This window comes from Collimonas sp. GW821-FHT02H07 (assembly GCF_059421505.1).
Genome location: NZ_JBWKVC010000002.1, coordinates 40,937 through 67,138 on the forward strand (window position 1 = coordinate 40,937; position 26,202 = coordinate 67,138).

24 protein-coding genes are annotated in these 26,202 nt (G+C 62.4%); 16 read left to right on the forward strand and 8 right to left on the reverse strand.

Annotated elements, in window-relative coordinates; genetic code table 11:
* Window positions 1–67: 67 nt before the first annotated feature.
* Window positions 68–1,609 carry a sugar ABC transporter ATP-binding protein gene (locus AC07V8_RS03370; protein ID WP_494677271.1) on the reverse strand — a complete coding sequence of 514 codons (1,542 nt, stop codon included), beginning with the start codon at window positions 1,607–1,609 and terminating at the stop codon, window positions 68–70.
* 479 nt (window positions 1,610–2,088) lie between these two features.
* Here AC07V8_RS03370 and cfa point away from each other — a divergent pair, with 479 nt between their 5' ends.
* Window positions 2,089–3,252: a cyclopropane fatty acyl phospholipid synthase gene (cfa, locus tag AC07V8_RS03375; protein WP_494677272.1), complete on the forward strand. Its 1,164-nt coding sequence runs from the start codon at window positions 2,089–2,091 to the stop codon at window positions 3,250–3,252.
* Between the two features lie 171 nt (window positions 3,253–3,423).
* On the opposite strand, the gene pmbA is transcribed toward cfa, so the two are convergent.
* Complete coding sequence (gene pmbA, locus AC07V8_RS03380) at window positions 3,424–4,788, reverse strand: metalloprotease PmbA (RefSeq protein WP_494677273.1); 1,365 nt, start codon at window positions 4,786–4,788, stop codon at window positions 3,424–3,426.
* A 76-nt stretch (window positions 4,789–4,864) separates the two neighbouring features.
* On the opposite strand from pmbA, the gene yjgA reads away from it, so the two are divergent.
* From yjgA to AC07V8_RS03410, 6 genes are all read left to right on the forward strand, one after another.
* Window positions 4,865–5,464, forward strand: coding sequence for a ribosome biogenesis factor YjgA (gene yjgA / locus AC07V8_RS03385; RefSeq protein ID WP_494677274.1), 600 nt, complete (start codon window positions 4,865–4,867; stop codon window positions 5,462–5,464).
* Window positions 5,451–6,074 (forward strand): molybdopterin adenylyltransferase, encoded by a 624-nt coding sequence (gene mog, locus AC07V8_RS03390; RefSeq protein WP_494677275.1) that lies wholly within the window; start codon window positions 5,451–5,453, stop codon window positions 6,072–6,074. The genes yjgA and mog overlap by 14 nt, the downstream gene beginning before the upstream one ends.
* Window positions 6,075–6,115: 41 nt before the next feature.
* Window positions 6,116–7,150: a TRAP transporter substrate-binding protein gene (locus AC07V8_RS03395; RefSeq protein WP_494677276.1), complete on the forward strand. Its 1,035-nt coding sequence runs from the start codon at window positions 6,116–6,118 to the stop codon at window positions 7,148–7,150.
* Between the two features lie 29 nt (window positions 7,151–7,179).
* Window positions 7,180–8,163, forward strand: coding sequence for an MBL fold metallo-hydrolase (locus tag AC07V8_RS03400; protein ID WP_494677277.1), 984 nt, complete (start codon window positions 7,180–7,182; stop codon window positions 8,161–8,163).
* 57 nt (window positions 8,164–8,220) lie between these two features.
* Window positions 8,221–8,889, forward strand: coding sequence for an alpha/beta hydrolase (locus AC07V8_RS03405; RefSeq protein WP_494677278.1), 669 nt, complete (start codon window positions 8,221–8,223; stop codon window positions 8,887–8,889).
* 146 nt (window positions 8,890–9,035) lie between these two features.
* On the forward strand, window positions 9,036–10,913 hold the full coding sequence (locus AC07V8_RS03410) for a DUF885 domain-containing protein (RefSeq protein ID WP_494677279.1): 1,878 nt from the start codon (window positions 9,036–9,038) through the stop codon (window positions 10,911–10,913).
* Window positions 10,914–10,960: 47 nt separating this feature from the next.
* Here the strand turns inward: AC07V8_RS03410 and AC07V8_RS03415 are convergent, their stop codons facing one another.
* Together AC07V8_RS03415 and AC07V8_RS03420 are read right to left on the reverse strand one after the other, a co-directional pair.
* Window positions 10,961–11,161 (reverse strand): heavy-metal-associated domain-containing protein, encoded by a 201-nt coding sequence (locus tag AC07V8_RS03415; RefSeq protein ID WP_098496151.1) that lies wholly within the window; start codon window positions 11,159–11,161, stop codon window positions 10,961–10,963.
* A gap of 99 nt (window positions 11,162–11,260) precedes the next feature.
* Complete coding sequence (locus AC07V8_RS03420) at window positions 11,261–11,866, reverse strand: amino acid synthesis family protein (protein WP_211442113.1); 606 nt, start codon at window positions 11,864–11,866, stop codon at window positions 11,261–11,263.
* A 213-nt stretch (window positions 11,867–12,079) separates the two neighbouring features.
* Between AC07V8_RS03420 and AC07V8_RS03425 the strand changes: the two genes are divergently transcribed.
* The 7 genes from AC07V8_RS03425 (at window position 12,080) to AC07V8_RS03455 (ending at window position 19,396) form a co-directional block, all read left to right on the forward strand.
* Complete coding sequence (locus tag AC07V8_RS03425; protein WP_494677280.1) at window positions 12,080–14,533, forward strand: heavy metal translocating P-type ATPase; 2,454 nt, start codon at window positions 12,080–12,082, stop codon at window positions 14,531–14,533.
* Window positions 14,534–14,537: 4 nt separating this feature from the next.
* Entirely contained in the window at window positions 14,538–14,927 is a 390-nt protein-coding gene (cueR, locus tag AC07V8_RS03430) for a Cu(I)-responsive transcriptional regulator (protein WP_494677755.1), read from the forward strand.
* 21 nt (window positions 14,928–14,948) lie between these two features.
* Window positions 14,949–15,353, forward strand: a complete 405-nt coding sequence (locus AC07V8_RS03435; RefSeq protein ID WP_494677281.1) for a hypothetical protein — start codon at window positions 14,949–14,951, stop codon at window positions 15,351–15,353.
* Window positions 15,354–15,501: 148 nt separating this feature from the next.
* A complete protein-coding gene (locus tag AC07V8_RS03440) occupies window positions 15,502–16,896 on the forward strand; it encodes a TolC family protein (RefSeq protein ID WP_494677282.1) in 1,395 nt (464 codons plus the stop codon).
* A gap of 2 nt (window positions 16,897–16,898) precedes the next feature.
* A complete protein-coding gene (locus AC07V8_RS03445) occupies window positions 16,899–18,290 on the forward strand; it encodes a multicopper oxidase family protein (protein ID WP_494677283.1) in 1,392 nt (463 codons plus the stop codon).
* A 35-nt stretch (window positions 18,291–18,325) separates the two neighbouring features.
* Entirely contained in the window at window positions 18,326–18,817 is a 492-nt protein-coding gene (locus AC07V8_RS03450) for a cupredoxin domain-containing protein (RefSeq protein WP_494677284.1), read from the forward strand.
* 231 nt (window positions 18,818–19,048) lie between these two features.
* Complete coding sequence (locus AC07V8_RS03455) at window positions 19,049–19,396, forward strand: copper-binding protein (protein ID WP_494677285.1); 348 nt, start codon at window positions 19,049–19,051, stop codon at window positions 19,394–19,396.
* A gap of 88 nt (window positions 19,397–19,484) precedes the next feature.
* Here AC07V8_RS03455 and AC07V8_RS03460 read toward each other — a convergent pair whose 3' ends face one another.
* The 3 genes from AC07V8_RS03460 to AC07V8_RS03470 form a co-directional block, all read right to left on the reverse strand.
* Window positions 19,485–19,862 (reverse strand): type II toxin-antitoxin system VapC family toxin, encoded by a 378-nt coding sequence (locus AC07V8_RS03460; RefSeq protein ID WP_494677286.1) that lies wholly within the window; start codon window positions 19,860–19,862, stop codon window positions 19,485–19,487.
* The gene (locus AC07V8_RS03465) at window positions 19,862–20,098 is read right to left on the reverse strand and encodes a type II toxin-antitoxin system Phd/YefM family antitoxin (protein ID WP_494677287.1); all 237 of its coding nucleotides are present in this window, start codon (window positions 20,096–20,098) and stop codon (window positions 19,862–19,864) included. Before AC07V8_RS03465 ends, AC07V8_RS03460 begins: the two co-directional genes overlap by 1 nt.
* Window positions 20,099–20,163: 65 nt before the next feature.
* The gene (locus AC07V8_RS03470) at window positions 20,164–20,667 is read right to left on the reverse strand and encodes a hypothetical protein (protein ID WP_494677288.1); all 504 of its coding nucleotides are present in this window, start codon (window positions 20,665–20,667) and stop codon (window positions 20,164–20,166) included.
* Window positions 20,668–20,852: 185 nt separating this feature from the next.
* Between AC07V8_RS03470 and argA the strand changes: the two genes are divergently transcribed.
* Window positions 20,853–22,163 carry an amino-acid N-acetyltransferase gene (argA, locus tag AC07V8_RS03475; protein WP_494677289.1) on the forward strand — a complete coding sequence of 437 codons (1,311 nt, stop codon included), beginning with the start codon at window positions 20,853–20,855 and terminating at the stop codon, window positions 22,161–22,163.
* Window positions 22,164–22,257: 94 nt separating this feature from the next.
* Window positions 22,258–22,530 carry an oxidative damage protection protein gene (locus AC07V8_RS03480; protein WP_211442121.1) on the forward strand — a complete coding sequence of 91 codons (273 nt, stop codon included), beginning with the start codon at window positions 22,258–22,260 and terminating at the stop codon, window positions 22,528–22,530.
* Between the two features lie 142 nt (window positions 22,531–22,672).
* Here the strand turns inward: AC07V8_RS03480 and AC07V8_RS03485 are convergent, their stop codons facing one another.
* Entirely contained in the window at window positions 22,673–26,077 is a 3,405-nt protein-coding gene (locus AC07V8_RS03485; protein WP_494677290.1) for a glycosyl hydrolase family 95 catalytic domain-containing protein, read from the reverse strand.
* Window positions 26,078–26,202 lie beyond the last annotated feature (125 nt).

Genomic DNA, 26,202 nt, shown 5'->3' on the forward strand with positions numbered 1-26,202 from the left:
TTGCATCATATTTGTCTCCTTGCTGTTCTGGTTCATGAATGCCGTCCTTCGCTTATGCGCCTGCCGATCACGCCGCCTGCGGCTCTACCTGCTGCGCGCCGGTGGCCAGTTCGATAATGTTTTCCTGGCTGATTTCGCGTCCCGAATGGCCGCCCAGTTCCGCCACCAGTTCGCCTTCGCGCATCACCAGCACGCGGTCCGAGGTGCCGACGATTTCCGGCAGTTCGCTGGAAATCACCACCACGCCGACGCCGGCCTTGGCCAGTTCATTGATGATGCGATAGATCTCCGATTTGGAACCGATGTCGACGCCGCGCGTAGGCTCATCCAGGATCAGCACATGCGGCTTGATTTCCAGCAGGCGCGCCAGCAGCACCTTCTGCTGGTTGCCGCCCGACAGCGCGCCGACGTTGACATTGCCGGACGCCACCCGGATCGAGAGCGACTTGATCGCTTCCGCCGAGCGGCGGCCGCCGCGGCCGCGGTCCAGCACGCCGCCGTAGCGGGAATCCGGCACGCAGGCGCAGACATTGATGTTGTCGCGCACGCTCATGTCGAGGAACAAGCCTTGCGCCTTGCGGTCTTCAGTCAGGTAGACCACGCCGGCGCGGATGGCGTCGGTCGGGCTGCGCAGGCTGGCAAGCGCCTGGCCCGCCACTTCCAGCGTGCCGGAGATGCGCGGGTCGGCGCCAAAGATCAGGCGCGCCAGCTCGGTGCGGCCGGCGCCGACCAGGCCGGCGATGCCCAGCACCTCGCCTGCGTGCAGATCAAAGCTGCAGCCGCGCACGCGGCGGCCGTCGGCCATGTCGCGCACCCGCATCACCACATTGCCAGGATCGTAGGGTGCATGTTCCTTCTTGTAGAAACCGGAAAGATCGCGACCGACCATCATCTTCACCAGCGCCTCGGCCGAAAGATCAGCGCGCTCCAGCATGCCGACATGCTTGCCGTCGCGCAGCACCGAGACGCGGTCCGACAGTTCATAGATCTCGGCCATGCGATGGCTGATGTACACGATCGCCAGCCCCTCCTGGCGCAGCTGGCGGATCAAGGCGAACAAGCGGTCGGTCTCGCGCGAAGACAAGGGCGTGGTAGGCTCATCCATCACCAGGATGCGCGCATGGGCGTGGATGGCGCGCGCAATCTCCACCAGCTGACGCTCGGCGATCGACAGGCTGCTGACCTTGGTCTGCGGCCCGAAGTCGGCGCCCAGGCGCGTCAGCACATCGACGCAGCCAGCTTCCATCGCCTTGCGGTCGACCGTCCAGCCGCGCTTCAGCTCGCGGCCAAGATAGATGTTTTCCGCCACGCTCAGGTTCGGACACAGGCTCAGCTCCTGGTAGATCACCGCCACGCCCAGTTCCTTGGCCGCGCGCGGGCCGTAATTGGCGACCGCCTTGCCGTCGATGCGGATTTCGCCGCCGGCATCCGCGGCATGGGCGCCGGACAGGACTTTCATCAAGGTCGACTTGCCGGCGCCGTTCTCGCCCATCAGGGCATGCACCTCGCCGGCGTAGACCGTGAGGTCGACTTCTTTCAATACCCGCAAACCGCTGAAGGTCTTGGAGATGCCGCGCATTTCCAGGATGGGTGTGGTTGCTGGTTTCATAGGCTGCCCCTCAATCGGACTGAATGCTCAGTTTCAAATAAAAACACGGATAGCTGGATACGGCATCGGCATGCTCTCAAGCAATCGCCAATGGACGGCAAAGCTCTGACGTGAGCGAATGCTCAATATTGGTATTTTTTGACAAGGGACAACGAGGTCGAATCACCTCGTAGCGGTGCGGGATTTTCATTTATCTCCTGACGCTCATGTTTTTTTACCTAGGCCGCCGCGACCGGAAAATGCAGCCGGCGGCCTGATTTGAGACCAATATTAGTGCAAAGCAAGCGCTTGCGCAAGCGCTTGCTTTTTTGCCGTCAAAGCCATCCCAATCGAACTTAACGCTTTCTTAACCTAAACCTGGCAAAGCGGTGCTACCCTTTACCCCCAAGCTTCCATGACAAGAATTCCACTCATGAAAGCTGCTCTGCGCAAAGATTCCATCCATGTACGAATAACTCCAATTAAAAAAGGGACACTGCATGAATAATGTGAAAGCCGGCCAGCCAACGCCAAGGATCCCGGATACGAAAAGCGCGAAAATCATCAGCCAATTGTTTGAACACGCCGGCATCCGCCTCAACGGCGACCAGCCCTGGGACATGCAGATCCATGATCCGGCGTTCTTTCAAAAGATGTTTGCGACCTGGGAGCTTGGCATCGGCGAATCGTATATGGATGGCGACTGGGATTGCGAGCGGCTGGATGAATTCTTCTTCAGGGTCACCAGCCACGACCTGGAGCAAACGGTGGTCGGCCCGGCAAAAATCGGCTTCTTCCTGGAAATCCTGCGGCAGAAACTCTTCAACGTGCAAAGCCGCAAGCGCGCCTTCCAGGTCGGCGAACAGCACTACGACATTGGCAACGATCTGTTTGAAAAGATGCTGGATTCCAGCATGACCTATACCTGCGGCTACTGGCCTAAGGCCGAGAACCTGGAGCAGGCGCAGCTGCACAAGCTCGACCTGATCTTCCGCAAGCTGGAACTGAAGCCGGGCGAGCGCCTGCTGGATATCGGCTGCGGCTGGGGCGGCCTGGCGCGCCATGCGGCGCAACACTATCAGGCGGAAGTGGTCGGCATCACGGTTTCAAAGGAGCAGCAGAAACTGGCCCAGGAGCGCTGCGCCGGGCTGCCGGTCAGCATCGAACTGATCGATTACCGCGAGCTCACAGGGCAATTCGACAAGATCGTTTCAGTCGGCATGTTCGAGGCAGTGGGCGCAAAAAATTACGACGAGTACTTCGATGTCGTCGCCCGGCTGCTGAAGCCGGACGGCCTGTTCCTGCTGCATACCATCGGCAATTATGAGACTGAAAAAAAGCGCGACGTCTGGCTCGACAAGTACATTTTCCCGAACGGCCACCTGCCCTCGGCCAAGGAAATCACGTATGCGCTGGAAGGGAAATTCCTGATACAGGACTGGCACAATTTCGGCCAGGACTACGACCGCACGCTGATGGCGTGGTGGGACAATTTCGAGAAGGCCTGGCCGACCCTGCAAGACAAGTACGGCGAGCGCTTCTACCGCATGTGGAAATACTTCATCCTGTCCTCGGCCGGCTTTTTCCGCTCCGGCCAGGGACAGCTGTGGCAGCTGGTGCTGAGCAAGCGCGGCCGCAAGGGGCTGTATCGCTCGGTGCGTTAGCGCGGCGAATAACGCATCCCGCGACCTCATTGGCAGCCCTGCCCAGGCAGCCCAGATCGTAGGGTGGGCACCTGTGCCCACGCGGACGTCGCTCAATCGGAGCATGCATTCAGCGTGGGCACAGGTGCCCACCCTACGACCCTTGCTCCGGACTGCCCTGCGTTGTGCCGCTTAATTGCCGGCGACCGTCATGCTCTCAATCAGCACCGAACCAGTCTGCTTGGTGCCGCGGATCAGGGTATCGGCGCCGATGGCGACGATCTGCGCCAGCATGTCCTTCATGTTGCCGGCGATCGTGATTTCCTCGACCGGATACTGGATGACGCCCTTCTCCACCCAGTAACCCGAAGCGCCGCGCGAGTAATCGCCGGTGACGTAATTGGTGCCCTGCCCCATCAGCTCAGTGACCAGCAGGCCGGTATCGAGCTTCTTCAGCATCGCCTTGAAATCGTCGCCGGCCTTGGTCAGCGAGGAGGTCATGCTGAGGTTATGCGAGCCACCCGAATTGCCGGTGGTTTTCATCCCCAGCTTGCGCGCCGAATAGGTCGACAGGAAGTAGCCCTGCACCACGCCATCCTTGACCACATCGCGGCGCTGGGTCTTGACGCCCTCCTCGTCGAAAGGCGCGGAACCGACCGCGCCGATCACGTGCGGATCTTCGACGATCTGGATATGCGGCGCAAATGCCTGCTGGCCCAGGCTGTCCAGCAGGAACGAGGACTTGCGGTACAGCGCGCCGCCCGACACCGCCTGCACGAAAGCGCCCAGCAAACCGGCCGCCAGCGGCGCCTCGAACAGCACCGCGCACTTGCGCGTATCCAGCTGGCGCGCATTCAGGCGCGCCAGGGCGCGCTCGGCGGCATAGCGGCCGATGGCTTCCGGCTTGGCCAGCTGCCTGGGGTCGCGCATCGAGGAATACCAGTCGTCGCGCTGCATGTTGCCGCCCTTGCCGGCGATGGGCGCCACCGAAATGGTGTGGCGCGAGAACGGGTAGCCGCCCATGAAGCCGCGCGAATTGGCGCTGACGAAGTGCGATTGCTGGGCATAGACGCCGGCGCCTTCGCTGTTGGTGATGCGCTTGTCGACGGCAAATGCCGCTGCCTCGCAACGCTTTGCCAGCTCCACCGCCTCTTCGGCCGAAATCAGCCACGGCGAGCAAAGTTGCAAATCCCGGGGATTCATTTCCAAAGTATCAACATCCGGCAAGCCGGCGCAGTCGTCTTCGGCGGTGAAACGGGCGATGTTATAGGCCGCTTCGACCGTGTCCTGCAAGGCTTTGGCGGAAAAGTCCGAGGTGCTGGCATTGCCGCGCCGGGTATGGCCTTCCTCGCCCAGGTAGACGGTGACGCCCATGCCCTTGTCCTTGTTTTGCTCGATCGTTTCGACGCTGCCCTTGCGTACGCCCACCGACAAACCACTGCCTTCGCTGATTTCAACGGCGGCGCCGGAAGCGCCTTTTTCCCTTGCATAACGCAAAACATCCTGCGCCAGCTGTTGTAATTGGTCTTGACTATGGATAAATACGGAGTCGCTCATGGGTCGGTTTTCTTCGAATTAGGTATAAAACGGTTATCATAGCAGTCGTTTACAGTATGGAAGCACCCTTTACATCATGCCAAATCCCAATCGGGGCTCCTGCGGCTTTCAGTCCAGCGAGTTCGAACAAGAATACGACCGTCCCTCCAAGTCCCAGCTCAAGCGCGAGATGACTGCCCTGCAGAAGCTCGGCGAAGAACTGATCGCCGAATCGCGCGACCGCGTCAAGCGCGTGCCGATGCCGGAAGATGTGCGCGACGCCATCCTCGAGTGCCAGCAGATCAAGGACCACGAAGGACGCCGCCGCCAGACCCAGTACGTCGGCAAGAAAATGCGCACTCTGGAGCCGTACGAAATCGCCGAAATCCAGAAAACCCTGGATAGCTGGCGCGGCCTGTCGAAAGCCGACACCGCCGCCATGCATGCGCTGGAGCGCCACCGCGACCGCCTGCTGAAAGACGACGGCGCGCTCACCGAGCTGCTGGCGCACCATCCGGAACTGGACGTGCAGCATGTGCGCACCATGATCCGCAATGCCCGCAAGGAGCAGGCCGAGAACAAGCCGCCGAAAGCGTATCGCGAAATTTTCCAGCTGCTCAAAGAGCTGCAAAAATCCTCGGGCAACCAGGACGATATCGAGGCCGAAGACGACGACGAGCAAGATGAGCACAATTAATCCTGAGCAGACTCCAGCGCCGGGCTTGAAAATCGGCCTGGTATCGATTTCCGACCGCGCCAGCAGCGGGGTATACCAGGACCAGGGCATCCCTGCCCTGCAGGATTGGCTGGCCGCTGCGCTGGTCAGTCCGTGGCAGGTGGAAACCCGCCTGATTGCCGACGAGCGCGCGCTGATCGAGCAAACCCTGATCGAGTTGACAGACCAGCATCATTGCGACCTGGTGCTGACCACCGGCGGCACCGGCCCGGCGCGGCGCGACGTCACGCCGGAAGCGACGCTGGCGGTGGCGACCAAGGAAATGCCGGGCTTTGGCGAACAGATGCGCCAGATCAGCCTGCAGTTCGTCCCGACCGCTATCCTGTCGCGGCAAGTCGCCGTGATACGCGAGACAGCCGACCACGCCGCTCTGATCCTGAACCTGCCGGGACAGCCGAAAGCCATCAAGGAAACCCTCGAAGGCTTGAAGGATGCCGACGGCAAGCAGAAGGTGTCCGGCATCTTCGCCGCCGTGCCTTACTGCATCGACCTGATCGGCGGCCCGTATATCGAAACCGATGAAGCGGTGTGCAAGGCGTTCCGGCCGAAATCGGCGATCAAGCCTGCCTAGGCGCAACTTCCTCACCCAACTTTTTTCGGCGGACAGCATCCATGTTGCCAGCGGTTTTCAGCAAATTCAGCAAGCACAGCAAACCCCGTTCCAGCCACACCCTGCTCCTGCCGCTACTGGCAATAAGCCTGAACACGCCACTGCGGGCGCAAACCCTGCATCTGATCAACGAGTATCCGGCGACCTCGGTCACCGCAGCCGCCGACCTGCAGTTTGCCGACACTGTCAGGCAGCTGGCCGCGGCGCTGCCGGCAGAGACGCTGGAAATCGTCACCGAGCAGGAAGCACAAAATTCCTTTAAAGGCAGCGCCCAGGTCGGCGCGCTGAGCGACGGCAAGGTTGAAATGGCGACGCTGTTTGCCGGCATCGCCGGCGCCAGCGATCCGCTCTTCCTGTTGTCTTCGCTGCCGTTCACGGTCGGCGGTTTTGACGACGCCAGGGCGCTCGCCAACTGCGCCCAGCCGGCGGTTGAACAGCATCTGCGCAAACTGAACGCCCACCTGCTGTATGTCACGCCATGGCCGCCGTCCGGCATCTGGTCTGCCAAGCCCGTGACCGACCTGGCGGCGCTGCAGGCGCTGCGCATCCGCACCTATGACGACAACAGCCGCGCCGTGTTCGAGCAAGTCGGCGCCCACAGCGAGAACCTGCCTTTTTCGGCGGTCCCTGCCAAGCTGGCTGCCGGCGAACTGAATGCCGTGCTGTCCTCCGGCGACGGCGGCGCCGGCAACCGCCTGTGGGATCAGCTGGGCAACTTCAGCGCCATCAGCTACGCCATCCCGCTCAGCTACACCGTGATCAACCAGGATGTCTGGCAGCAGCTGAAGCCGGAGCAGCAAGCCCTGCTGAGCGAGGCGGCCAAACGCACCGCGGACGCTTCCTGGAGCAAGGTCAAGGACCGCATCGAGGCAAATTACAGCCGCATGCGCGAACACAAGATGACGCTCAACCTGGCGCCGGCGCAAGAGCTGCAAGACAGCTTACGCAGGGCGGCAGCCAGCCAGGTCGCGGCCTGGCAGCAAAAAGCCGGCGCCGCCGGCATCGTCGCACAGTGCCTCAAGGGCGTTGCGCAATAAACGCCGCCTGGCCGGCACTGGAGAAACCGATGATCGACAAGCCGCAACAGCAAGGCACGCGCAGGAAATTCATGCAACTGGCGCTTGGCGCAGGAAGCGCTGCGGCGCTGCCATGGCTGGCGCAAGCACGGGCGCAGACTAGCGCGCCGCTGGCGGCCGCCGGCGACAAGGGCACGCGCCTGATCCTGCTCGGCACCAAGGGCGGCCCGACGCCGTCCGCCCTGCGCGCGGCGCCGGCCAATGCCTTGCTGATCGACGGTCAGCCGTATGTGGTGGATTGCGGCAACGGCGTCGCCCTGCAGCTGGTCAAGGCCGGCGTCAAGCTGCCGCAGATCCGCGACATTTTCCTGACCCACCAGCACTCCGACCACAATGCCGATCTCGGCAACCTGATGCTGCTGGCCTGGGCCACCGGCCTGGCGACGCCGGTGCAGATGTATGGCCCGCCGGGCATGCGCCGCATGATGGACGACTTCGTCCGCATGAACGCCATCGATATCGCCGTCCGCATCAAGGAAGAAGGCCGGCCGCCGCTGCGGCCCCTCATCAAGACCCATGAATTCAGCGCGCCGCGCGTGGTGCTGGAAAACGACCAGGTCAAGGTGACCGCCGCCCTGGTCGACCATTACACGCTCAAGCCGGCCTTCGCCTACCGCTTCGACAGCAAGGACCGCTCGGTCGTGTTCTCCGGCGATACCGCCTACAACGACAACCTGATCCAGCTGGCCAAGGGCGCCGACGTGCTGGTGCACGAAGTGATGTACCTGCCGGCGCTGGAAAAACTGATGCGCACCGTCGACAATGCGCCGGCCCTGCTCGACCACCTGGTGAAGAGCCACACCAGCACCGCGCAAGTCGGCCTGGTGGCGGCGCGCGCCGGCGTCAAGACGCTGGTGCTAAGCCACTTCGTGCCCGGCGGCGACCCGAGCATCACCGATGAAATGTGGTCGGCTGAAGCGCGCAAGCAATTCAGCGGCGAAATCATCGTCGGCAAGGACTTGATGGTGATCTGAGCCGCTGCCACCGTTTTCATTACCCCTTAATTTTTCAATCAGGATCCGGACCAACTCATGTCAAGCACACTCGAAACCCTGGAAATTTCCACTTCCGAAAAGCCAACTGCCGCCGTCATCTGGATGCACGGCCTCGGCGCCGACGGCTCCGATTTCGTCCCCATCGTCAAGGAACTGGACCTGGGCGGCTGCCCCGGCATCCGCTTCGTCTTCCCGAGCGCGCCGGCGATCCCGGTGACCATCAACAACGGCTACGTGATGCCGGCCTGGTACGACATCCTCACCACCGACCTGGTGCGGCGCGAAGACGAAGGCGGCCTGCGCAAGTCGCAAGCCGACATCGAAGCCTTGATCGCGCAACAGATCGCGCTCGGCATCGCGGCCGACAAGATCGTCCTCGCCGGCTTTTCGCAAGGCTGCGCGATGACGCTGCAGACCGGTTTGCGCTACCCGCAAAAGCTGGCCGGCCTGATGTGCCTGTCCGGCTACCTGCCGCTGAACGACAAGATCGCCGCCGAACGCCACGCCGCCAACCAGCACACGCCGATCTTCATGGCCCATGGCCGCGCCGATCCGGTGGTGCTGGTCAACCGCGCGGAAATGTCGCGCGACTTGCTGCAGCAACTGGGTTACAGCGTCGAATGGCATGAATACATGATGCAGCACTCGGTCTGCGCCGAGGAAGTCACCGATATAGGCAACTGGCTGCGCCGCGTGCTGGCTTAAGCAGAGCAGCCAGCTGATACCGCCGGCCGCACGACTACCCCGCCCAACGGCGGGGTATTTTTTTGAGAATTGCATTTTAAAAATGGCCGAGCAATCTTGAGATAGACTCTCATAGCCATTCTTTTTCGCAGAATACAAAGGATTCCATGAACAAGACACTTCCGACCTTCTCCCGCGGCCGCCGCGATGTGCTGCTGGGCGCGCTTTCCGCGGCTGCAGTCACCGCCCTGCCCGGCATCGCCCGTGCCCAGGGCAATGACGCCAGCCCTGCCGACCACAAATTCAACGGCATGCTGGCCGACTTTGCCGAGGAAATCCTGCGCCTGTCGCCGACTTCGGCGACTGCGCTGGGACTCGATTCCGGCGCCCGCGCCGCGCTCAAGTCGCGCTTGCAGGATGCCTCCCCGGCCGGCGACGCGCTATGGGCTAGCCAGGTGAAATCGATGCTGGCGCGCATGCATGCGGTGGACCGCGCCAAGCTCAGCGCCGATGCGCAAATCCGCTACGACAGCGTGCGCTACGCCGCCAACGAAGGCGTGGACGGCCTGCGCTTTTCCTATGGCGGCGCCGCCAGCGGCTTCTACGGCGGCACCAATCCTTTCCCGGTGACCCAGCAGGATGGTGCGCTGATCGCCGTGCCTGAATTTCTCGACTCGCAACACCACATCGCCAACGCCGCCGACGCGGAAGCCTATCTCGAACGGGTGACGGCGATGGCGCGCCTGCTCGACCAGGAAAGCGCGCGCATCGAGGAACAGGCCGGCAAAGGCGTCATGCCGCCCGATTTCATTGCCCGCACCGCGCTGACCCAGCTGCAGAACTATCGCAACACGCCGGTAGCAAAGCAAAAGCTGGTGACGTCGATCACCCGCCGCACCCGTGAGCTCGGCATCGAGGGCGACTGGGAAGCGCGCGCGACGGCGCTGGTGAACGGCAAGGTGTATCCGACGCTGGAACGGCAGATCGCCAGTTTTTCCAAAGCCACCGCCAAGGCCAGCGACGTGGCCGGCGTGCAGCGCTTGCCGGACGGCGCCGCGTATTACGAATGGGCGCTGAAACTGGGCACCACCACGACCCGCAGCGCCGCGGAAATCCACGCCATCGGCCTGGAGCAGAACAAGGCGCTGCAGGCGCGCATCGACACCATCCTCAAGGCCCAGGGCATCAGCCAGGGCACGGTGGGCGAACGCCTGCTGGCGCTATCCAAGGATCCCAAGCGTTTCTATGCCGACGACGACCAGGGCCGCGAACAGCTGATCGCCTATTGCAACGAGCGGGTCGCCGCGGTGCGCCTGCTGATGCCGAAGATCTCGCACCTGGACCTGAAGGCGCCGCTGATCATCAAGCGCGTGCCGCCCGATATCGAAGCCGGCGCCGCGCTCGGTTACATGAATTTCGCGGCGCTGGACGGCTCGCGGCCGGCGATTTATTACATCAACCTGAAATCGACCACGCTCTGGCCGAAATCGGAAATCGCCACGCTCACCGCGCACGAAGGCATTCCCGGCCATACCTGGCAGGGCGCGTATCTGGCGGAACGCCATGTGGAACTGCCGCTGATCACTTCCATGATGGGTTTCAACGCCTTTATCGAGGGCTGGGCTCTGTATGCCGAGCAGCTGGTGGACGAGTTCGGCATCTATGCGCACGATCCGTTCAGCCAGATCGGTTATCTGCAGGCGCAGCAGTTCCGCGCCTGCCGCCTGGTGGTCGATACCGGCCTGCACGCGATGAACTGGACGCGCCAGCAAGCGATCCGCTTCATGGTCGAAAACTGCGGCCGCGGCGTCGCCGCCATGACCAGCGAAGTCGACCGCTACTGCGTGTCGCCGGGGCAGGCTTGCGGCTACAAGATGGGACACAACGAGATCCTGCGCCAGCGCGACCGCGCGAAACAGGTGCTGGGCGCCCATTTCGACCTGGCTGGCTTCAACGATGCGCTGGTGAAAAGCGGCGGCGTGCCGCTGACGGTATTGCCGACGGTGATCGATCGCTACATTGCCGGCGTCAAGGTCAGCGCCTGAGTATCAGCGACGACGGCAGGCAATCCTGCCGTCGTCGCTGCATCGGCTCAGGCCTGCAGCTGCGGCGTGTAGCCGGCATCCTTGATGGCCTCGGCCAGTTCAGCAGCGCTGGCCTGGCTTTGGATGGCCACGGTGTGGCTGTCGATCTTGATATCCACCTTGGCGCCTGCATCGACGCCGTTGATGGCCTTGGTGATGCGGCCGGCGCAATGGCCGCAAGTCATGTCCTGCACAGTGAATTGAATCATGTTTTGCTCCGTGGGCGAGTTGATCGTTACACCCACTATAAACCTTCCCACGGTAGCAAGGTCAAGCCCGGATTCGCGCTGCCAAGATCAGCTCAAGCATCAGTTGAGGCCGTTCTTGCCTTCGATTTCATTGGCTTTCAAACCGCCCAGGCGCGCATGCAGGCGGCCGCGGGTAGCCACGGCAAACGCCACCACCACTTCATCGGCGTTCGGCGCGTCGAAGAACTGGCTGGTGACGGTGTCGTAGTGCGACGGCACATACAAGGCATGCTTGTGCGCCAGCGGAATATCCAGTTCGGCGCCGGGCACGCCGCGCTTGCCGGCTGACGGAATCCACGCCTTGCCGCCGCCGATCGCTTCGCGGATAGGCATCACCATGGCTGGCGTCAGGAACGCGTTGCCGTGTTCGTATTCGCCGGCGATGCCGACGATGCAAGCCTTGCCGTAGCTTTCCAGCTCTTCCCCTGCCAATGCGGCGACGATGCGGCGGCCGAATTCGCGGCCCAGCGCGGGAGAATTCGCCAGGATCAGGTCGAGATTGTCGCTGAAGCGGCCGGCATAGGGATTGTGGATGGCGGCGGCGATGACGATCTTGCGCAAAGGCTTGCCGTCGGCCAGCATGCCGTTTTCATTGGCCAGCGTGTCGTCGATCTGGGTGTACCACTTGCGGATATGATAATTCTCGAAATTGGCTGGCTTGGACATGATGCGTTCCCGACAAGTTAACTGGTGGATGGAGCTTTGGACAGGAATCCTAACTTGCCGGCACCCTCCGCCATATAGCGCAACGCGTATAGCCGGTAGAGCTTTCCAGCGCAAAAAACGGCAAAAAGCGCAGGCTGCTAAAATTGTGCTTGACCTTCCCATCGTTGGAAGGTCCATCATCAAGCTATCCTCACTCCCTGAACCGAGTCCACCATGAGCAGCACCCAGGCATTGACCGAATTCCAGTTGGCGATAGAAGGCATGAGCTGCGCCTCCTGCGTTTCCCATGTCGAAAAGGCCTTGCGCAAGGTCGCCGGCGTGCAGGATGTCAGCGTCAACCTGGCGACCGAACTGGCCACCGTGCAAGGCGACAGCGCCACCGCCATCGGTCCGCTGGTGGCGGCGGTGGAAAAAGCCGGCTATGTGGTCAAGCAACAGGAAATCACGCTCGCCATTGAAGGCATGAGCTGCGCATCCTGTGTCGGCCGGGTCGAGAAAGCCTTGTACAAGGTGCCGGGCGTGCAAAGCGCGGCGGTCAATCTGGCCAGCGAAAAAGCCACCCTGAGCACCGCCGGCGTCGTGCCGCTGGAAAGTCTGATTGCAGCGGTGCAGGCAGCGGGCTACGAAGCCGCGCTGCCGTCATCCGCGGCAGATGCTCCGGCGCCCGGCGCCGGCAAACCTGCATTGCCGAGCTGGTGGCCGGTGGCCGCCGCCGGCGTGCTGACATTGCCCCTGATCCTGCCGATGCTGCTGATGCCGTTCGGCGGCGACGGCGCCCTGCCCGGCTGGTGGCAGCTGGCGCTGGCGACGCCGGTGCAGTTCTGGCTCGGCGCCCGCTTCTACCGGGCCGGCTGGCGCGCGCTGAAGGCCGGCAGCGGCAATATGGATTTGCTGGTCGCGCTCGGCACCAGCGCCGCCTATGGCTTGTCGCTATATCTGTTGTTGACGATGCCCGCCATGGGGCATCTGTATTTCGAAGCATCGGCGGCGGTGATCACGCTGGTTCTGCTGGGAAAATGGCTGGAAACCCGCGCCAAGCGCCAAACCGCCGATGCGATCCGGGCCTTGCATGCGCTGCGCCCGGAACGCGCGACAGTACGGCGCAACGGCGCCGACCATGACATCGCCGTCGCCGCCCTGCAGCTGAAGGACGTGGTGGTGGTGCGCGCCGGCGAACGCATCGCGGTGGACGGCCTGGTGCTGGAGGGCCAAAGCCAGGTCGACGAATCCCTGCTGACCGGCGAAAGCCTGCCGGTGGAAAAACAAGCCGGCGACCGGGTTACCGCCGGCGCCATCAACGGCAGCGGCCTGCTGCTGGTCACGACGACCGCCATCGGCGCCGAAACCACGCTGGCGCGCATCATCCGCATGGTCGAGCATGCGCAGGCCGCCAAGGCGCCGATCCAGCGCCTGGTGGACCAGGTCAGCGCGGTGTTCGTGCCGGTGGTGCTGGCGATCGCCTTGCTGACCTTGCTGGGCTGGGGCCTCAGCAGCGGCGACTGGCAGCAAGCCTTGCTGAATGCGGTGGCGGTGCTGGTGATTGCCTGCCCTTGCGCGCTGGGACTGGCGACGCCGACCGCGATCATGGCCGGCACCGGCATCGCGGCGCGCTTCGGCATCCTGATCAAGGATGCGGAGGCGCTGGAAATCGCGCACCGCATCAGCGTCGTTGCTTTCGACAAGACCGGCACCCTGACTGTCGGCCATCCTACCCTGCTCAACTACTTGCCCGCGGCGACCGGTGCAAACGCTGCCAGCGATCTGCTGGCGCTGGCAGCAGCAGTGCAACGCAATAGCGAACATCCGCTGGCGCGCGCCGTCATCGCCGCCGCCGGCCAGGCCGGCATCGCGCCGACGCTGACCGCCAGCAAGGTGCAGAGCGTCGCCGGACGCGGCGTGCAAGCCAACATCGGCGACATCCAATGCTTCCTGGGCAGCGGCCGCTGGATGCAGGAGCTGGGAATGGATACCGCAACGCTGGCCGCCGCAGCCGCCGGATTGGAAGCGGAAGGCCGCACCATTTCCTGGCTGGCGAGCGAGCAGGACGGCCAGCGTACGGTGAACGGCTTGCTGGCGTTCGGCGACGAAATCAAGCCCACTGCCAAGACCGCTATCCGGCAACTGCAGCAGCAGGCTATCCGGGTCGCCATGCTGAGCGGCGACAACCGCGGCAGCGCCAATGCAGTCGGACGCCAGCTGGGCATCAGCGAGATCCATGCCGAGATCCTGCCGGCCGACAAAGCCAAGGCTGTGATTGACTTGAAGGCCGGCGCCGCCGTGGTGGCGATGGTCGGCGACGGCATCAACGATGCGCCGGCGCTGGCGGCGGCCGATGTCGGCATCGCCATGGCGACCGGCACCGACGTCGCCATGCAGGCAGCGGGCATCACGCTGATGCGCGGCGATCCGCGCCTGGTGGTGGACGCCATCGATATCTCGCGCCGCACCTACAGCAAGATTCGCCAGAACCTGTTCTGGGCTTTCATCTACAACCTGATCGGCATTCCGCTGGCAGCGCTGGGCTACCTCAATCCGGTGCTGGCCGGCGCCGCCATGGCTTTCAGCAGCGTCAGCGTGGTCAGCAATGCCCTGCTGCTGCGCCGCTGGCGGCCCGCCGCGCATCTGCCTGTCAATCTGTCTGCCAAGGAGGCATCGCATGACAACTAAGGCCATGAATATCGGCGACGCCGCCAGCGCTTCGGGCGTCTCGGCCAAGATGATCCGCCACTACGAAGAGATCGGCCTGATCCCGGCCGCCAGCCGCAGCGACGCCGGCTACCGCACCTATGCCGAGCGCGATGTGCACCTGCTGCGCTTTATCCGCCAGGGCCGTCTGCTGGGCTTCTCGATGAAGCAGATCGCCGAGCTGATCGGCCTCTGGCTGGACCAGTCGCGCCCCAGCAGCAAGGTCAAGCAGCTGGCACTGACGCATATCGCCGAACTCGACGACAAGATCAAGGAACTGCAGGCGATGAAGGGTACGCTGGAGCAACTGGCTTGCCATTGCCATGGCGATGCGCGGCCGGATTGCCCGATTCTCGACGGCCTTGCCAATTTGTAGATCGATGCTAGAATCCAGACCATGTTTTCCCTAACCCGCCTCAAGAACCTGTTGATCCTGCTGCTGGCGCTGGCTATCCCCTTGCAGGGATATGCGGCGGCGGCGATGGTTTTCTGCGGCCCGGAAAAACCTGCAGTAGCCCTGGTCGCGGATGCCGACGGCCATGCCGGCATGGCGCATCATCATGCCGAGACGCAAAGCGCCGGCCAGGTCCAGCATGGCGATCTCGATCATGCAGCCTCGCACGACAAGTCCTCCACTTCATGCAGTTCCTGCGCAGCCTGCTGCGTTGGCGTGCTGCCGGTCAATGCGCCGCTCGCCGCGGTGCAGCCTTTGCCGGTGATTCATCCTGTTGCTTTCCCCCTCTCGGGTTTCGTCGGCTACACGCCGGAAAACCCTGAACGCCCCCCTTCTCTCCTCGCCTGACGCTGTCATTCCAGGATCTTGCCGCCTGCTCCGCAGCGGCGAGCTTGCCAGACAGCCGATGCAGCAACCGTAGTCGTCGTCCGCGCCTGTGAGTGCGTTCGCCAACGCTGCTGCATCGCGCTGCATTTGATTCCTTATCGAGGATGCCATGTTCATTTTTTTACGCAGGCGCGTGCTGCCTGCTGCGCTGCTGGCCGTCCTGGCCGGTTGCGCCAGCCTGAGCCCTGACCAGGGTTTTGGCGAAGTCGCCGCGCTCGCCAAGCCGGGCCTGGGCCAGACGCCGCCGCGGGCGCGCACCGATGAAGAGCGTGCCGCCAGCCGGCAAATGGTGCAGCAATTGCTGCAAAAACCACTGTCGGTCGACGCCGCCGTGCAGATCGCTCTGCTCAACAATCGCGGCCTGCAGGCCGACTATGAAGCGCTGGGCATCGCCGAAGCCAGCTGGGTGCAAGCCAACCGCCTGCCGAATCCCGGCTTCAGCTTCGGCCGCACGCGCAGCGGCGACGACATCAAGATAGACCGCAGTTTTTCCATGGCGGTGATGGGCTTGCTGACCTTGCCGGTGACTGCCCGCATCGAAGCCCGGCAATTCCAGGTCAGCAAGCTGAACACCGCCAACCGCATCCTGCAGGTTGCCGCGGACACCCGCAACGCCTACTACCAGAGCATTGCCGCCGGCCAGAGCGTGCGCTATCAGGAACAGGTCGAAAGCGCCGCCGCAGCCGGCAGCGAACTCGCTGAAAAAATGGCAAAGGCAGGCAATTTCAACCAGCTGGAACTGGCGCGCGAGCAAGCGTTTCATGCCGACGCCGTGACCCAGCTGGCGCGCTCGCGGCAACTGGCGATGGCGGCGCGGGAACAGCTGATCCGCCTGCTAGGCCTGAGCGGCGAGCAAAGCGGATTCACGCTGCCGCAACAACTGCCCGCGCTGCCCAAAGAGCGCCCGTCCCTGCAGGATAGCGAACAGCTGGCAATGACTCAGCGGCTCGATATCGCGGCAGCGAAACTGGAAGTGGACGGCTTGCAGCAAACCCTCGGACTGAACCGCGCCACGCGCTTTATCAACGTGCTGGAGCTGGCTTATCTGCACAATTCCGAACCCGGCGCCTCGCGCGAAACCGGCTACCGGGTCAGCCTTGAGATTCCGCTGTTCGACTGGGGCGGCGCGCGCGTCGCCAAATCGGAAGCGATCTACATGCAAGCCGCGCACCGGCTGGCGGAAACCGTCTTGAACGCGCAATCGCAGGTACGGGTTTCCTATGCCGATTACCAGAGCGCCTACGACCTGGCGCGCCACTATCGCGATCAAGTGCTGCCGCTGCGCAAGCGAGTCTCGGATGAATATCTGCTGCGCTACAACGGCATGCTGTCCAGCGTCTTCGAGCTGCTGGCGGACGCCCGCGAACAAGCCAATGCGGTGAATGCCGCCATCGACGCCAGCCGCGATTTCTGGATGGCGGACAACGCCATGCAACTGGCGCTGGGCGGTCCCGTCAACCAGCCGCCGCAAAGCGCGGCAAGCGCCAATCCACAAGGAAAATAAGCATGAGCCAATTATCGAGACGCGCCTTTTTGCAAGGCTCCGCGCTGGCGGTCAGCGCCGGCGCGGTCAGCCGCATCGCCGCCGCCGGCCTGCCGGAAGCCGTCATACAAACCCAGCCCGGCACGCAGCCGCCGCACAACCCGGCCAGCGGCCGCCCCTATCAGCCGGTAGTCACCCTGAACGGCTGGACGCTGCCCTGGCGCATGAACAACGGCGTCAAGGAATTCCATCTGGTGGCGGAACCGGTAGTGCGCGAGATAGCACCCGGCATGAAGGCCAACCTGTGGGGCTACAACGGCCAGAGTCCGGGACCGACGATCGAAGTGGTGGAAGGCGACCGCGTGCGGATTTTCGTCACCAACAAATTGCCCGAGCACACCTCCGTGCACTGGCACGGCCAGCGCCTGCCGAACGGCATGGACGGCGTCACCGGCCTGACCCAGCCCGGCATCAAGCCCGGCAAGACCTTTGTCTATGAGTTTGTGGCGCGGCGCGCCGGCACTTTCATGTACCACCCGCATGCCGATGAAATGGTGCAGATGGCAATGGGCATGATGGGCTTCTGGATCACCCATCCGAAAGATCCCTCGTTCATGCGGGTCGACCGCGATTTCGTGTTCCTGCTCAACGCCTACGACATCGAACCCGGGGCCGCCACGCCGCGCGTCAATCAAATGACCGATTTCAACCTGTGGACCTGGAACAGCCGCGCCTTTCCCGGCATCGATCCGCTGGTGGTGCGGCAGCACGACCGGGTGCGCATCCGGGTCGGCAACCTGACCATGACCAACCATCCCATTCATCTCCACGGCCACGAATTCGTGGTGACCGGCACCGACGGCGGCTGGACCCCGCCGGCCAGCCGCTGGCCGGAAGTAAGCGTCGACATCGCCGTCGGCCAGATGCGCGCCATCGAATTCGACGCCAGCGAGCTGGGCGACTGGGCCTTGCATTGCCACAAGTCGCACCACACCATGAACGCCATGGGCCACGAGGTGCCGACCATGATCGGCGTCGACCAGACATCGGTGCTGAAGAAAATCAACCAGCTGATCCCCGACTACATGGTGATGGGCGACACGGGCGGATCCATGGGCGAGATGGAAATGCCGCTGCCGGACAACACCCTGCCGATGATGGGCGGCCAAGGCCCCTACGGTTCGCTGGAGATGGGCGGCATGTTCAGCGTGGTCAAGGTGCGGGCCGGACTGGCGCGCAACGATTATCGCGATCCCGGCTGGTACCGCGCACCCGCCGGCAGCGTTGCTTATGAATGGCAAGGCGCGGCCGCCGATTTGCCGGCCGCCGGCAGTCCCGGCCCGACGGCATCAGATGCTGCAGACAAGGAGACGATCGTCAACGTCGTCAAGCCTGCCGCACATCGCCATCAATAGGGCGTTATATTTTTATCAATCAAAGGAGCCCATCCATGAAAACCTCCCTCTTTATCTCCGTGCTCTGGTCCGCTTCGCTGGCCATCGCCGGCGCCGCGCATGCCGACGCCGGCCACCATCACGCCGACAGCGATAGCGCCATCGGCCAGCCCGGCCTGATGGCCGACGTCACGCGCACCGTCAAGATCGCCATGGGCGACAACATGCGCTTCACGCCCGCCGACATCCGCGTCAGGCAAGGCGAAACCGTGCGCTTCCTGGTCAGCAACAGCGGCAAGCTAAAGCATGAAATGGTGATCGGCAGTCCCGCCCAGCTGGCGGAGCACGCGGCGCTGATGCGCAAGATGCCGGAAATGGAACATGCGGACGCCAACCAGGTGACCGTCGATCCCGGTAAAAATGACGAGCTGGTATGGAAATTCGACCGCGCCGGCACGGTGGATTTTGCCTGCCTGGAACCGGGACACTACGAAGCCGGCATGGTCGGAAAAGTCGTCGCCGCGCCCGTCAAAGCCTCGGCCAACTGAGAAAAAATTCCAAAACAATGACATTTTGACATTTGGTAACGAGCTGTAAAAAGCCGGTACTTTTTGCCTGCGGTCGCCGAGTATGGACCTCTGAAGCGGCGCTTGATAAGCATTCGGGCGGCCGCATATACAGTAGAACAGCCAGAGTCTTCTCAGCCATCCCCCGGCATAAGCGATGTCAACATGCCAAATTGAACACACCGAACACTTCAGTTTGAAAGGATCAAGACCATGCAATACCTGCAAATATTCGTTATTCTCACCACCCTGATCGTCGGCATCCCTCTTAGCAGCATGGCAAGCACCAGCGACGCCAAGGAAGTGCAAACCACGCCGGCCGACGAAACCGCGCTGCCCATGGTCGCAGGAGAAATCCGCAAAGTCGATACCGGCAGCGGCAAGATCACCATCAAGCACGATGAAATCCCCAACTTCGGCATGCCCGCCATGACCATGCTGTTCAAGGCCGGCGATCCGGCCATGCTGGAACAGTTCAAGACGGGCGACAAGGTGAAGTTTGCGGTGGACAAGGTGAATGGCGCCTTGACCATCGTCAGCCTGGAGCTGGCGGCGGAATAACTGGATGGCGGCAGCGCCGGTATCCAGCTATGCCGGCGTGGCATATCGGGCAGCCGCCTGCCGAGACAGTCTGACCAGTGATAGGTGATTACTGCAGATCTACCAATTCGGAGTAACGCGCCACCTGCGCATCGGCGGTCAGCAAGCGTAAAGGCTCGCACATGGCCTGTGCAACCAGCATGCGGTCAAATGGATCACGATGAAGTTCGGGCAACCGTGTCAGCTGCATGGCATGCCTGGCGCTTACAGGCAGTTCGAGGAAACCGCTCTGTGCAATCTGCGCCACCAGCTCTTCGATATCAGCTTCAAGCTTGCCTATGCCTATCTTGATTGACGCTTCCCAAATCGAAGCGCTACTGACATAGACCTCGGTTGCCGCAAGGATTTTTCCGCGGGCCGGCGCAGACAATTTCGGATGATCCTGCAACCACCAAAGATAAATATGCGTATCCAACAAGATACGCATCAGCTTCCCTCAAAAGAGGCCATGACGTCATCAGGCAGCGCCGCATCGAAATCGTCGGCAATCTTGATTTTTCCTTTCAAGGCGCCTGGGCTGCGTACCGGCGCCACAGCGCGAATCGCCACCATGCTCGCTACCGGTTTGCCGGCGCGCGCAATGATCACTTCCTCGCCTTGGATCACCGCTTCAATCAATTTGGAAAACTGGGTCTTTGCTTCGTGAATATTCATTGTTTGCATAAGCCCTCCATTAAATGAACTGGACTAAGTCTAGTCCACATAGCTTACCATAGCAAGCCGCTACGTCACGGACGCCGATTGACCACCCTGACATCCGGCATTTCGTTCGCCGGATTCACCAGCTCCAGCGTGACCACCGGCCCTTTGCGCGGATCGTGCAGGAAGGTGATGCGAACCTTGTGCGCAGTCTCGATCCCGGCAAAATCCCTGGCCAGTATCCTGGTCACGGTAGGCAACTCCTCCGAACCGAGGGCGAAGGCATCGCTTTCGTTCTGCTGGTCGGAAGGAATGTGACCGTTCTTGTAGATACAAGCGACGGCTTGCTCGGCGGCGATGCCATTGCTCATGAGAAATGAATCGTTGACCATGAACAGGGCTGGCGGGATCCTGGCGAGGTCCAGCCGGCTGACATCCGGCCAGTCGTTCTTGGTGATCACTTTGCCGCCCTCGTAATATTTGGCGACAAACTGGTCGCCCATGCAGGGCAGGTGTTCCGTCGCCGCCTCGGCGTGCTGCAACAACTGTTGCACATCGGCGGGCTCAAATTCCACTGTAATCGTATTTATCATGGCCGGATTATCGCATTGCGGGCCTGCACGCAGGGTGGGCACATCGTGCCCACACGTGAATTCTCTCCTGGCTGCATTCCATTCGGCACTGCGTGGGCACAGGTGCCCACCCTACCCACAATAAAACCGTGCGCAAATCGTTGAATCCCTGCAGTCGGCATCACGTCCTGTATATAATGTGCGGCATGGAAAACCCCAATGAATTCGTAGAATGGCTGCGCTCTGTCGCGCCGTATATCCATGCCTTCCGCGGCAAGACCTTCGTGGTCGCCTTTCCGGGCGAACTGGTGACCGCCGGCGCGCTGCCGGTGCTGGCACAGGATCTGTCGCTGCTGCATGCGCTTGGCATCAAGGTGGTCATCGTGCACGGCTCGCGGCCGCAGGTGGAAGAGCAGCTGGCGCTGCGCAACGTCGAAGCGCGCTTTCACAACGGCTTGCGCATCACCGACATCGCCGCCCTCGAATGCGCCAAGGAAGCGGCCGGCGAACTGCGCCTGGATATCGAAGCCGCGTTTAGCCAGGGCTTGCCCAACACGCCGATGGCGCATGCGGCCATCCGCATCATTTCCGGCAATTTTGTCACCGCCCGTCCGCTCGGCGTGATCGATGGCGCCGACCTGCAGCTGACCGGCGTGGTGCGCAAGATCGACTACGACACCATCCATCCGATCCTGAACGCCGGCGGCCTGGTGCTGCTGTCGCCGCTGGGCTTCTCGCCGACCGGCGAAGCGTTCAATCTGACCATGGAAGACGTGGCTGTCTCGGCTGCGATTTCCCTCCGTGCCGAAAAGCTGATCTTCATCAGCGAAACGCCGCTGATGAAGGATGCCGGCGATACCGAAATCCGCGAACTGTCTTCGCACCAGGCGCAAGCCGTGCTGGACAGCGGCTGCCTGCCGGCCGATTCCGCCTTCTACCTACAGCACGCCATCAAGGCTTGCAACGCCGGCGTGCCGCGCGCCCACGTGGTGCCGTTCGCCACCGACGGCTCGGTGCTGCTGGAACTGTTTACCCACGATGGCGTGGGCACCATGATTTCCTACGAAAACCTGGAAAGCCTGCGCGAAGCCACGATTGAAGACGTCGGCGGCATCCTGAAGCTGATCGAACCGCTGGAAGCCGACGGCACGCTGGTCAAGCGCGGCCGCGAACTGATCGAGCGCGAGATCCATTACTTCTCGGTGATCGAGCATGACGGCGTGATCTTCGGCTGTGCTGCGCTGTATCCTTTCCCGTCGGAGCGCATGGCGGAAATGGCTTGCCTCACCGTCAATCCGGAAGTGCAGGCGCAAGGCGACGGCGAGCGCATCCTCAAGCATATGGAAAGCCGCGCCCGCGCGGCCGGCTTCAGCAAGCTGTTCGTGCTGACCACCCGTACTTCGCACTGGTTCCTGCGGCGCGGCTTCGTCCACGCCACGGTCGACGACCTGCCCAAGGATCGCCAGCACATGTATAACTGGCAACGAAAATCGCTGGTGCTGATCAAGACTCTTTAACATCAAGATCCGGCGCCAGTCGAACCATCCTCCAATCTATCGATCTTATCAGTGAGCCCGTTGCCCGGGCTCGCATCATCTACAAGGAAAAACCATGGCACGCACCGTTCATTGCATCAAGCTCGACAAAGAAGCCGAAGGCCTCGACTTCCCTCCTTACCCGGGTGAACTGGGCAAGCGCATCTATGAGAGCGTTTCGAAAGAAGCCTGGGCCGGCTGGCTCAAGCACCAGACCATGCTGGTCAACGAAAACCGCTTGAACCTGGCCGATGTGCGCGCCCGCAAATACCTGGCGGCGCAGATGGAAAAACACTTCTTCGGCGACGGCGCCGACGCCGCTACCGGCTATGTGCCGCCGACCGAGTAAGCAGGCCTCGCAGAAAAATCCCTTCCCGCCCTCCTCTGCGACAAAACAGGCATCGCTCGTTTTGTCGCAGAAGCAGCATCTCCCCGCCGCAATGCCGATCCGGATTCAAGCTTCCTTCATCGGCCCGCGTTTGCCGCCAGGCTCATGCAGGAACAATACTGCTCACCACGCCATTTACTCTGACCTTCACCGCCGATTTGTCCGGCGCCTTGTCGGCGATGATGCTGTATGACGTCACCGAACCGTTGCTCCAGGCGCAACTGACCCTGTAGCCGCCCCTCGCCCGCAAGCCGCTAAACGAACCGGACGCCTGCCAGGCTGCGGGACAAGCCGGCAGCAGCACAATCACCCCCTCGTGGCTTTGCAGCAGCATCTCGGCCATGGCCCCAGGCATGCCGAGGTCGCCGTCGATCTGGAAGGTCTCCGGCATCATGGCGGTGAACAGGTTGGGAAAGGTGCTGTCCTTCAGGCTGCCCTGGATCATGGTCAGCGCGTTCTCGGCATCCGCCAGGCGCGCGAACAAGGCGCAGCGCCAGGTCCAGGTCCACGACTCGACGCTGTCGCCGCTGATGTTCGCCAGGGAGACGTTGCCGGACGATGTCCCCAGCGGCAGGCCGCAGCGCGCCAGCAAAGCGACCTTGGCGGCTTGCGCAAAAGCCGGCGTGGCGGCCGGGGTAATCTGGCGGCCCGGATACACCGCAATCAGATGCGAGGTGTGGCGATGCGTCAGGCTGAGCCCCTTGCTTTGCATCAGAGCGGGGCTGGACTCATAGTCTTCCTGGAACTCCTGCAACTGCCCTTTGGCGCCGATCAGGTTAGGCGCAAGCTTGGCCTGCATCGATTTCACGGTACCGAGCAAGCTGCTGTCGCCTGCAGGAGCCAGGCCGGCGCTGGTCAAGGCGGCGCTGGCGCTCTGGAAATTCTGGAACACATCCCACACCAGTTCCTGGCCGAACATCACGCCATCCTCCGCCGGCCCCTGCTCGGGCGAGCCGGCATTTGTGCTGGGAACTACGTACAGCTGGTTCGCATTGAGCTTGAGCTGCCCGGTCCAGAACTGGGCGACTTCCTTCAGCATCGGATACGCAGTCGTCTGCAAATAGTTCATGTCATGCGTGAAAGCATAGTGCTCCCACATGTGCTGCATGTACCAGGCATTGACCGGCGTGTACCAGTTCCAGCTGCCGCCGCCGAAGATGCTTTGGCTGGTGCGCGCGGTCCAGCCGCTGCTGCCGGGGAAGTTCGCCTGCGTCGAGACGCGCAGGGCCGGCGCCTGGGCAACGATGAAGTCGGACAAAGGCAGGTGGCAGTCCGGCAAGGCGGTGGATTCCGCCGACCAGTAGCACATCTGGACGTTGATGTCGTTGTGGTAATCGCTGTGCCACGGCGGGCTGTTGGAATTGTTCCACAAGCCTTGCAGATTGGCCGGCAGGCCGCCTTTCCTTGAACAGCTGGCGAGCAGGTAGCGCCCCAGGTGGAAACGCGCCTGCTCCAGCGCAGGGTCGGTGCTGCCGCCGGCGCTCTGATAAGCGCTCAGGCGCACATCTGTCGGCAGCTTGAGCAGCGCGGCCGAGCTGCTGCCCCAGTTGGCGTCCACCGCCGTCATCAGCGGCTGGAAATCTGAAAAATGCGAGGCATACAGCGTGGCGAACGACTGCGCCGCAGCCGCGCTCAGGGTGGCGTTAACCACGGCAAGCGGATCGCTGCCGCTGCGCCAGCCGCCGCTATAGCTTGCCGCGTAATTGGTCCTGGCATCCAGCAGCAGCATGATGCTGTCGCAAGCGCTGAACTTGATATTTGCGCCGCTCTGCGTGGCGCTGCCGTTGCTGCGGATCAGCCGCGCCTTGGCTGCGTACTTCAAGCCGTTGCCGGCAAGGCTGCCGCTGAAGGACAGGCTTTCTTCATTGCCCGAAACCAGCGCCGCGACGGCATCGCCGGCTTGTCCTGACGCCAGCTGCAGCAGGCCGGACAGGCCGCCCGGCGCTTCCGAGCGCAGCTGCATGACGATCACGTTGTCGACCTTGCTGGCAAATGTCTCGCGAATGAAATAGTTGCCGCCGTAAAGGTAGCTGGTAGTCTGCAAACCGTTCTGCAGATTCAGGCGCCGTTCGTATTCGCAGGTGACGGCTTTTCCGGCAGTAGTAAACGTAGCGCCGCTCAGTACAATTTCTGCAACCTGGAAGTGTCCCTTCCTGGGGTCGCCAGAGCCCGCATCCGCCGGACATTTAGAGGTATCGAAACTGAAGCGCCAGTAGCGATAAGCGCTTGAGCCACTCAATGCAAAAGTCTGCTGCATCCCGCGCGCCGAGAACGGCGCTATCGATTTGCTGTCCAGCTGGGTCCAGCCGACGCCGTCGTTCGAGCCCGCCAGCGTCCAGATCTGCGGGTCGCGCGCCGGAACGTCATTGCCGCTGGTCAGGGCGTAACTGGAAATGGTTTGCGCCGTGCCCAGGTCCATCTGCCATTGCACGATCTCGCCCGGGTTCACGAACACGCACCATTTGGTATTTACCTTGCCGTCGACCGAGCTGTCGATGCGCTCGCTGCCGGAGCTGGTCAGCGCACCCATGCCATGGCCGGACGGCGAGAAAGCATAGAGCGACTGCGACGACGGGTTTTGCAGCAGGCTCACACCGTTCAATCCAATTTCCGCAATCTGGAAATGACCGTCGTTGAGCGCGGCTGCCGATACCGTGAAATCGATCTTGTAATAGCTGAAGGCCGTGGCGTTTGAAAACGTGTAGCTGTTGGTCTGCCCACGGCTGGCGAACGGCGTCGTTGTGAAATTCTGGCTATCCAGCACAGTCCAGCTGCTGCCGTTATTGGAACCGGATACCACCCACTGGAGCGGGTCCCTTGCCGGCACATCGTTGGCAGAAGTCAGCGTATAGGCAGAAACGACGGCAGCAGCGGAGAGCGCCGCTTGCCAGGTGACCAGGTTCGGCGGACTGACGATGCACCATTTCGTGCTGAGATTGCCGTCCACGGTGGACAAGATGCCCTCGCCTGAACTGGAGGCGCTGGCGCTGACATTCGGCGAGGTGATCGCCGGCGGCAGGCTGGCGCCGAAGGACAGCGACAGGTTGCCGAAGTTCTGGTAGCTGCCGAAGGGATCGCCGTAGGCGTCGCCATCGTAATTATTGATACCGGTCCACAAGCTCTGTTCATTGAATTGCATCTGCTCCAGCAGCACGCCGCCCGCCAGCATGGCGCCTGCGCGGCCATTGCCGATCGGCAGCCAGGTGCTGGCCCAGTCGTTGCCCGCAGTCTGGTAGAACAGGTTCTGGCTCGCGTTGCCGGCGATCGGCGCGGTCCGCGCTATGCCGGGCAGGTCGGCTTTGCTGCTTGCCCTGGGGGCGGCAGACGCAGCCGTTGCGGCAGGGCTGTCGGCACTGCCGCCGCCGCAGGCGGCCACTAGCGGCGATGCCGCCAGCGCCGTCATCTGGCTCAGCAATTTGCGCCGCGCGGGATTGGCCGGTACGCCTTTAGCCGATGTGATCGGTGCAGCGACAGCAGGAAGAAATTCAGCATTTTTGCTTTTCGTCATGACGCTCGTCTCCAGTTATGTAGCGGCCCCGATTTGAAAATCTCTTCAACGTCCGCACCATCCATGCCTGGGCCAGAGGCTGGATGCAATCAAAAAAAAAGAGGCAACAGCGACATTGCTGCAAC

What these genes read in the sequence shown, in the direction of transcription:
- AC07V8_RS03370 (WP_494677271.1), bottom strand. Translation starts at nt 1,609, where the DNA reads ATGAAACCAGCAACCACACCCATCCTGGAAATGCGCGGCATCTCCAAG.
- cfa (WP_494677272.1), top strand. Translation starts at nt 2,089, where the DNA reads ATGAATAATGTGAAAGCCGGCCAGCCAACGCCAAGGATCCCGGATACG.
- pmbA (WP_494677273.1), bottom strand. Translation starts at nt 4,788, where the DNA reads ATGAGCGACTCCGTATTTATCCATAGTCAAGACCAATTACAACAGCTG.
- yjgA (WP_494677274.1), top strand. Translation starts at nt 4,865, where the DNA reads ATGCCAAATCCCAATCGGGGCTCCTGCGGCTTTCAGTCCAGCGAGTTC.
- mog (WP_494677275.1), top strand. Translation starts at nt 5,451, where the DNA reads ATGAGCACAATTAATCCTGAGCAGACTCCAGCGCCGGGCTTGAAAATC.
- AC07V8_RS03395 (WP_494677276.1), top strand. Translation starts at nt 6,116, where the DNA reads ATGTTGCCAGCGGTTTTCAGCAAATTCAGCAAGCACAGCAAACCCCGT.
- AC07V8_RS03400 (WP_494677277.1), top strand. Translation starts at nt 7,180, where the DNA reads ATGATCGACAAGCCGCAACAGCAAGGCACGCGCAGGAAATTCATGCAA.
- AC07V8_RS03405 (WP_494677278.1), top strand. Translation starts at nt 8,221, where the DNA reads ATGTCAAGCACACTCGAAACCCTGGAAATTTCCACTTCCGAAAAGCCA.
- AC07V8_RS03410 (WP_494677279.1), top strand. Translation starts at nt 9,036, where the DNA reads ATGAACAAGACACTTCCGACCTTCTCCCGCGGCCGCCGCGATGTGCTG.
- AC07V8_RS03415 (WP_098496151.1), bottom strand. Translation starts at nt 11,161, where the DNA reads ATGATTCAATTCACTGTGCAGGACATGACTTGCGGCCATTGCGCCGGC.
- AC07V8_RS03420 (WP_211442113.1), bottom strand. Translation starts at nt 11,866, where the DNA reads ATGTCCAAGCCAGCCAATTTCGAGAATTATCATATCCGCAAGTGGTAC.
- AC07V8_RS03425 (WP_494677280.1), top strand. Translation starts at nt 12,080, where the DNA reads ATGAGCAGCACCCAGGCATTGACCGAATTCCAGTTGGCGATAGAAGGC.
- cueR (WP_494677755.1), top strand. Translation starts at nt 14,538, where the DNA reads ATGAATATCGGCGACGCCGCCAGCGCTTCGGGCGTCTCGGCCAAGATG.
- AC07V8_RS03435 (WP_494677281.1), top strand. Translation starts at nt 14,949, where the DNA reads ATGTTTTCCCTAACCCGCCTCAAGAACCTGTTGATCCTGCTGCTGGCG.
- AC07V8_RS03440 (WP_494677282.1), top strand. Translation starts at nt 15,502, where the DNA reads ATGTTCATTTTTTTACGCAGGCGCGTGCTGCCTGCTGCGCTGCTGGCC.
- AC07V8_RS03445 (WP_494677283.1), top strand. Translation starts at nt 16,899, where the DNA reads ATGAGCCAATTATCGAGACGCGCCTTTTTGCAAGGCTCCGCGCTGGCG.
- AC07V8_RS03450 (WP_494677284.1), top strand. Translation starts at nt 18,326, where the DNA reads ATGAAAACCTCCCTCTTTATCTCCGTGCTCTGGTCCGCTTCGCTGGCC.
- AC07V8_RS03455 (WP_494677285.1), top strand. Translation starts at nt 19,049, where the DNA reads ATGCAATACCTGCAAATATTCGTTATTCTCACCACCCTGATCGTCGGC.
- AC07V8_RS03460 (WP_494677286.1), bottom strand. Translation starts at nt 19,862, where the DNA reads ATGCGTATCTTGTTGGATACGCATATTTATCTTTGGTGGTTGCAGGAT.
- AC07V8_RS03465 (WP_494677287.1), bottom strand. Translation starts at nt 20,098, where the DNA reads ATGCAAACAATGAATATTCACGAAGCAAAGACCCAGTTTTCCAAATTG.
- AC07V8_RS03470 (WP_494677288.1), bottom strand. Translation starts at nt 20,667, where the DNA reads ATGATAAATACGATTACAGTGGAATTTGAGCCCGCCGATGTGCAACAG.
- argA (WP_494677289.1), top strand. Translation starts at nt 20,853, where the DNA reads ATGGAAAACCCCAATGAATTCGTAGAATGGCTGCGCTCTGTCGCGCCG.
- AC07V8_RS03480 (WP_211442121.1), top strand. Translation starts at nt 22,258, where the DNA reads ATGGCACGCACCGTTCATTGCATCAAGCTCGACAAAGAAGCCGAAGGC.
- AC07V8_RS03485 (WP_494677290.1), bottom strand. Translation starts at nt 26,077, where the DNA reads ATGACGAAAAGCAAAAATGCTGAATTTCTTCCTGCTGTCGCTGCACCG.